This is a genomic window from Halorubrum sp. 48-1-W, from assembly GCF_003287355.1.
Lineage (GTDB): Archaea > Halobacteriota > Halobacteria > Halobacteriales > Haloferacaceae > Halorubrum.
Genome location: NZ_QMIM01000009.1, coordinates 40,019 through 46,787, shown reverse-complemented (window position 1 = coordinate 46,787; position 6,769 = coordinate 40,019). Strand labels below are relative to the sequence as shown.

5 protein-coding genes and 1 pseudogene are annotated in these 6,769 nt (G+C 58.6%); 4 read left to right on the top strand and 2 right to left on the bottom strand.

Translation table 11 applies throughout. From position 1 onward, the window contains the following. Positions 1-190: 190 nt before the first annotated feature. Both DQW50_RS04740 and DQW50_RS18835 read left to right on the top strand, forming a co-directional pair. Positions 191-741 (top strand): annotated as a pseudogene (locus tag DQW50_RS04740) (IS6 family transposase); the annotation flags it as partial. Positions 742-816: 75 nt separating this feature from the next. Continuing rightward, on the top strand, positions 817-1,176 hold the full coding sequence (locus DQW50_RS18835; RefSeq protein ID WP_112078151.1) for a winged helix-turn-helix domain-containing protein: 360 nt from the start codon (positions 817-819) through the stop codon (positions 1,174-1,176). Positions 1,177-1,575: 399 nt separating this feature from the next. Here the strand turns inward: DQW50_RS18835 and DQW50_RS04730 are convergent, their stop codons facing one another. Next, positions 1,576-2,445, bottom strand: a complete 870-nt coding sequence (locus DQW50_RS04730) for an SDR family oxidoreductase (RefSeq protein ID WP_112078150.1) — start codon at positions 2,443-2,445, stop codon at positions 1,576-1,578. Between the two features lie 196 nt (positions 2,446-2,641). Here DQW50_RS04730 and rdfA point away from each other — a divergent pair, with 196 nt between their 5' ends. Continuing rightward, positions 2,642-3,259, top strand: coding sequence for a rod-determining factor RdfA (rdfA, locus tag DQW50_RS04725; RefSeq protein WP_112078149.1), 618 nt, complete (start codon positions 2,642-2,644; stop codon positions 3,257-3,259). A 96-nt stretch (positions 3,260-3,355) separates the two neighbouring features. After that, positions 3,356-5,296 carry an archaea-specific SMC-related protein gene (locus DQW50_RS04720; RefSeq protein ID WP_112078148.1) on the top strand — a complete coding sequence of 647 codons (1,941 nt, stop codon included), beginning with the start codon at positions 3,356-3,358 and terminating at the stop codon, positions 5,294-5,296. Positions 5,297-5,782: 486 nt separating this feature from the next. Here DQW50_RS04720 and DQW50_RS04715 read toward each other — a convergent pair whose 3' ends face one another. Then, entirely contained in the window at positions 5,783-6,550 is a 768-nt protein-coding gene (locus DQW50_RS04715; protein ID WP_198664608.1) for an IclR family transcriptional regulator, read from the bottom strand. Positions 6,551-6,769: the final 219 nt, after the last annotated feature.

Sequence of the window (6,769 nt, the reverse complement as noted above, 5' to 3'; positions counted from 1 at the left end):
CCCTCGCGGGCGGTTCGCGCCCTCCGGGCGCTCACCGGCACGCCACCGCAGAATCGTTCGTTCCTTCACCTGTGTTGAGCGATTCCTGTTTGGTGTGGGAAGTCTTCTATGACACGCTCATTATCGTAGTGTATATGAACTCCTTATGATTGGGCGGTCGAGAACGGTCGGTGTTCACCTGGGTGAATAATCGTTTTCAAATACTGTTTTGTTTCTCGAGGTATTCGGTGTTGATCGGGTTCGGTCTATCGTTCGTAACAGGGTTCGTACGACTGACCTACAGCCGGAATCTGGTCGGCGTCCGAATCACGTCGCGGTTGATGAGACCGTGAGTCAGCTCGATGGTGAACGAGATGGGCTGTACGCTACCGTCGATCCCGATTCGAACGAACTTCACCATACAACGCTTGAACCAACAGGAACGAACGTGACCGCAGATCAGTTTTTCACGGAACTCCGGCAAAAGCACGACGTCGATGACGCGATCTCTCTCGTTGATGACGCGGTTCTACTTCACCGAGCCTGCAAAAACATGGCTTCGATTTCAGATACGAACGACATGGAACTCGGAACAGTGCCAAATATGTCAATTATAAGGTGAAACACAGAACCATCCGTTTCTCAAACTGTTTCACCAGAGCCGAAGCAGAAACTGCGGACGAGTGGCTACGATCGTTCGCTTTCGCGTGGATCTGCGTACCTGACGAACCACTCGAACAGGCTGTTTCTGATACTCAGTGATCTGGCCGAAAGCGAAAACTCTCAGAACTACAATAAGAAGAGTTCGAGCGAACTGTCCACGGATCGCCTCGAGAGATCGGCTGTGACGCGCCGGCGTGGACGCCGGCGCTCGCACGAGAATATCTCGAAGAAACGTACAGTGTCGAATACTCGATCTCGAGTTGTCGGCGGTTCTTGAAAGAGGCGGGATTGAGCTATCAAAACCACCTCACTCAGCCACCGAATCCGACGATAGCGACCAAGAAGCGTTCCACGACGAGACGAAAAAAAGCGGCGGAAGACGGACGCCACAGTAGTGTGTCTCGATCAAACGGAGACGTCTGTCCAAGTCGAATCGCGTTGAGGGGGGTTTCCGTGTGGTACGCAGCCCGCCGTCGAAGTATCCGGTCAATGGAAGTGGACGCGTTTGTCGGGCGCGATCACCGAGGACGGTGAACGCTTCTCCTCTCGGCTCACGGAGTACACCACTGCCGATCACACAAAATTATCAGTTTAATACTATGTGTAGAATCTGAAGATGATCTGATTGTCGTATTGGATGGAGTACCGTATTTTCAGGCATCGGCCGTCACGGGCCTCACTGCCCCTGACGACCTGACTGCCCCTGACGACCGCACCTTCGTGACGCGCCCTTCGTACTCGCCGGAGTAGAACCCAGTCGAGGAATGCTGGAGACGACTCCAGGCAACGCGCAACAACCGCCTCTTCGACTCACTCGACGAACGTACAACAGCGATCGACACAGCGATCGATACAGCGATCGATCGACTCCCAGTTTCAAATATGAGAACGTATTTCTAACGTCTAGTAAATGCGGTCTCACCCCGGAGCAAATCAGGGCCACGCCGGATCGACGCCAACGAGGTCGGCGCTCCGGCGCCAGAGGCGGGTCCGGATCTCGGGGTCGGTAGCCTCGTCGGACGGTTGGACGGCACCGTCACCAGTCACGTAAACGCCAGTCCGGTCGCCGAACTCGGGCTCAGTGGCGAGACGGACCAGCCGTCGTCCGCCCACCCGTTCGCTGGTCCCGATACCGGGAACGATCCCCGCAATACGAACGGCGAGCCGAGTAGTGAGGGCAACGTCGCGAAACAGGTTCGTCGACGGGACGAATCCGGGGTGGAAGCTGTTTGCGGTCACGCCTTCCGGAACTCGGTCAGCGAGTTCGAGCGTGAACGCGATCAGCGCGAGTTTCGACCGTGAGTAAGCCTGCAGGGCGTCGTAGTCGCGCTCGAACTGGAGGTCCTCGAAATCGATCGAGGCGCGACGATGGGTTTCGGAGCCGGTCGTGACGATCCGGGCCGGCGCCGACGCGAGTACGACGTCGAGCAGTTCGTGTGTGAGAAGATATGGAGCCAGATGGTTGACCGCGAGCGTGCGTTCGACCCCGTCGGCGGTCTCGGTGCGCTCGCTCACAGAGAGTCCGGCGTTGTGGACGAGCGCATCGAGCTGATCGTACGTCTCTCGGATCTCCGTCGCGAGTGAACGCACCGCTGACTGCGTCGCCAGGTCGGCGCGGTGGAACCGGATCTCGCCCGGCAGCGTCGACGACTCGGCCGCCAGCGACTCTCCACGGGACCGCTCCCGACCGACGACCCCGACGGTCGCCCCATGCTCGGCCAGTTCCGTCGCAGCGATCCGACCGATACCGCTCGTACCGCCGGTGAGGAGCACGACGTGCTCGTCCGTGTTACTGGAGCACATAGGTAGCTGTTTGTCCACCACCGGAATCAAGTTTCGGGTCGATATCACGGGTTCATACGGACGAGACGTCGGACGACACTGTACCACGAGTGAGCGTTCCGATCAGTTCGCGATAGCGATTTCAGAGGGTACCTAACAACAGTACTGTTATTATTTGATCCGTACGCCTTTACCCTCGGAGCCGGACCGGAGAGTAGTGAGTGATTCAGAACCCGGCCGTCGGGGCAAAGTAGAACAGCTGATCGAGAAGCACGATTTGGATGGGATCGGTGACCGACTCGAACGTCGCTGGACTGCGAACGGTGACGAACGGAAGAGTTTGCGAGACCTTGCCGACGAGTTCAATCGGGAACTCCTCCGTGTCGCACTGATCGATGCAGAAATACAACCTCTCGACGGAGACGTCGAAAACGTGTACCGACTTCTGACTGACGACGACGTTAGCACCGCCGACCGTACGCGGGCCAAACGTCGCCTCGATCGTGAGGATGTCGACGTCGATCACCTTCAACAGGAGTTCGTTACCTACCAAGCTATCCGAACCTACCTGAGAGAACACCGCGGCGCCTCGTACTCTAGTGAGAAGAGAGACCGAACCGAATCCGAGAAGGAGCACATCCAGCGACTTCGTGGTCGCGTTCAATCGGTTACCAACAGCAAACTGGCACAATTGCGACGGAACGATGACATCGAGCTCGGCTCGTTCCGCACGCTGGTAGAGGTTAACGTGCTGTGTAGAGACTGTGGCACGAAGTACGCTGTTGAGGCGTTACTCGACAACGGCGGCTGCGACTGCGTCGGTTCGGACGAGTAGCAGCCTGTGCGAGGGGGTGGCGACGCCCTCACGAGTGGGCGACGACATCGGGACTAGCGTCGACATGTTTATACGATTTCCACTGGCAAAACGCCTATGCAGCGACAACAGGCCTCCGCACCGAGGGCCACAGTCCACGCCCACAATATCGGAGGAATTCGGCAGACGGAGGTTACGTTCGAGTCCGGGGTAACTATCCTCGTCGGCCGGAACGCCACAAACCGTACGTCGTTCCTTCAGGCCATCATGGCCGCGCTCGGAAGCGAGAACGTCGCGATGAAAGGGGACGCCGACAACGCCGAGGTCACGCTCGAACGAGGCGAGGAGACGTACTCCCGGACGTTCACCCGGCGTGAAGGGGGCATCGAGCAGGGCGGCGACCCGTACCTCGACGATCCCGAGTTGGCGGACCTGTTCGCGTTCCTGCTCGAGTCAAACGAGGCGCGACGGGCAGTCGCGACGAACGCAGACCTCAGAGAGCTCATCATGCGCCCCGTCGACACCGAGGAGATCCAGTCCGAGATCAACCGCCTCCAAAACCGTCGTGATGGCCTCGAAGCGGAACTCGACGTTATCGACGACCGGAAGGGCGAACTCCGCGACCTCGAGGATCGTCGCGAGACACTCCATGAGCAGATCGAGCAGACGAAAGCCGAACTCGAAGCCGTGGAGGACGAACTCGACGCGGCCGACGCCGACGTCGAGACCCAGCAGGCGGAACAGTCCGAACTCGAAGACCGACTCGAAGAACTCCGCGAGAAGCGCGCCGACCTCGATGACGTGCGGTACGAACTCGAAACCGAACAGGAGAGCCTCCGGGCGCTCGAGACGGAACGCCGAGAGTACGGGTCCGAACTGAAGGATCGAGGTGACGCGCCCGACACCAACGCCGACGAGATCGATGCGCAGCTCCGAGAGCTCCGGCAGCGAAAGAGCGAACTCGAAAGCCAGGTGAACGAACTCCAGAGCGTGATCCGGTTCAACGAAGGGATGCTTGACGAGGACGGGCCGGGGGCGCCGATCGACCTCGACGCGGGGGGTGACGGGGCTCTCACGGACCAGCTCGTCGACCATGCCGTCACCTGTTGGACCTGTGGTACCGCGATCGACCCGGGTCAGATCGAGTCCACACTCGAGCAGCTACGCGACCGCAGCCAGTCGAAAGTCGGCGAGGTCGACCGACTCGAATCCGAGATCGAGCAACTCCGGAGCGAGAAGCGAGAAATCGAACAGGCCCGAACGGAACGCGACCGACTCGAACGCCGGCTGGACGAACTCGAGACGGAGATCGAGCGGACGGAGGCGACAATAGACGACCTCCGGGATCGACGCGAGCACGTGACCGAGGCGATCGAGGAGGTCGAGGCCGCGATCGACGAACTGGAGGGCGAGGAGTACGACGAGGTACTCGACCTCCACCGGAACGCAAACGAACTGGAGTACGAACTCGGACGGGTAGAAAACCAGTTGGAAGACGTCGAAGCCGATATCGCCGAGGCGGAGGCACATATCCAGGATGAGGGCGAGATTCACGACGAACTCGACGACGTAACTGAGGAAATCGAGCGCCTCCGCACGCGGATCGGTCGAATCGAACGGGAGGCGGTTGAGGCGTTCAACGACCACATGGACTCGCTGCTAGACCGGCTCGAGTACGAGAACCTCGACCGGATCTGGATCGAACGTGTTGAGCGCGAGGTCAGGGAAGGGCGTCGCAAGGTGACCAAACAGGCTTTCGAACTCCATGTCGTCCGCACGACTGGCTCGGGAGCAGCCTACGAGGACACCGTCGATCACCTCTCCGAGAGCGAGCGCGAGGTGACGGGTCTGGTGTTCGCACTCGCCGGCTATCTCGTCCACGACGTGTCTGAGAGGGTCCCGTTCATGCTGCTTGACTCTCTGGAAGCGATCGACGCCGGGCGCATCGCTGTCCTGGTCGACTACTTCTCCACCCACGCCCGCTACGTGATGGTCGCGCTCTTGCCAGAGGACGCCGCCGTGCTGGACGATGCGTACGAGCGTATCACCGATATCTGATCGGAACAGGCGTGTTCCGACGCCTGGGACAGTGACCGAATCAGCCGGATCGACGTCACTGAGGTCGCTGATCCTGGAGCGATTTCGGGACCACTACTGACAGACCCTCCGCAACGGCGACGACTGGACCGGGACTATCGCTTCTCGAACACCGACGATGACGTTTCTATAACAAATGTACTGTTGTTATTTGAATGGAATTGTGACTGATCCGGGCGAAGCTTTCGGGTGCGAACAGAACGACAGCTCGAACGGAGAAGTACCGACTAGAAGGGCCCTACAGCGTCGGTAATTGGTACCCAGAATGGACCCGGGGAACGAGGCGAATCGTCAATAGTTGCGTTCGCGCCGTAGTAGAAAGGGAGCGTTTTCCGGATATTCCGCGGCAGTTCGTTCTCCCCGGTATCCCGATCGGCTTTCCCGAGGAGGACGATCGGATTTCGGAGAGTAGGGGAGCACTCGAGATGAGACCTCGCGATGCTGATCTCACACAGACATGTTTTCCATCAGCTTTAGCTCGATAACGTTCGTCACGTCTAGGACGGCATCCGGGAGCTCTTCTTCGAAGAACGGGCCACGTAACTCCCGTTCCGGGCCCGCGACACTGACTGCCCCGCGCACTTCACCGTCCGGACCTAAGATGGCGGCACCAACGCCCCTGAGTCGCTTGACGTGCTCCCCTTTGTCGAGAGCAAACCCCTGCTGGCGGATTTGCTCCAATTCTTCGTCGAGTGCGCCCCTATCGACGATACTGGATTCGGTCATCCGGGGGAATCCATGCCGATCGACGATCTCGTCGACGCGTTCTACAGGTAGTTGTGCCAGGATCGCCTTCCCCATGGACGAGGTAGTCAGCGGCACTGTCGTTCCGATGGAGCCGAGGTCGATTTCGTTCTCCAGGTGGCGGAAAATCACGGTCGCCAGTCCTCGCTCCTCGACCGACAGGTACGCGTTGGTCCCCGTCTCCCTGCCGAGTTGTTCGATCTCGGCACGTGCAGCCCGGTATACGCTAAGCCGTTGTCTAGCGGCCTCACCGAGGGGGAGGAACCGTAGCCCTAGTTCGTACTCCCCGTTGGTTTTGATGACGTACCCCTCGTTTTCCAGGGTCGCGAGGTGGTTATATACCGAACTTTTCGTTTGTCCCGCAGCGTTCGCGATTTCGGTGACGCCTGCGGGTTGGAGGTCACGAAGCGTTTCGATAATACGTATCGTTCGATTGACCGCGCTTACTTCGGTAGTGTGTTTCTCTCCCATGGCATGTCGGTACGTATCCATTGACATAAATTGAATGGTCGTTCAGCCAAAGTAGACAACTAATTACTATAGAAGAACAATGTTTGTTCTTTCATGATATAGTACAGATCCTAACAGCCCCACAGCGCTCTAGATCTGTCGTGAATATCCGTGAATAACGTGTGGTCAAACAGTCTCATACAACCATCAGTAGCTATTGATTAATGCCGCCGAGTGAGT

Coding starts and splice junctions, on each gene's coding strand:
- DQW50_RS04730 (WP_112078150.1), bottom strand. CDS start 2,445: ATGTGCTCCAGTAACACGGACGAGCACGTCGTGCTCCTCACCGGCGGT.
- DQW50_RS04720 (WP_112078148.1), top strand. CDS start 3,356: ATGCAGCGACAACAGGCCTCCGCACCGAGGGCCACAGTCCACGCCCAC.
- DQW50_RS04715 (WP_198664608.1), bottom strand. CDS start 6,550: ATGGGAGAGAAACACACTACCGAAGTAAGCGCGGTCAATCGAACGATA.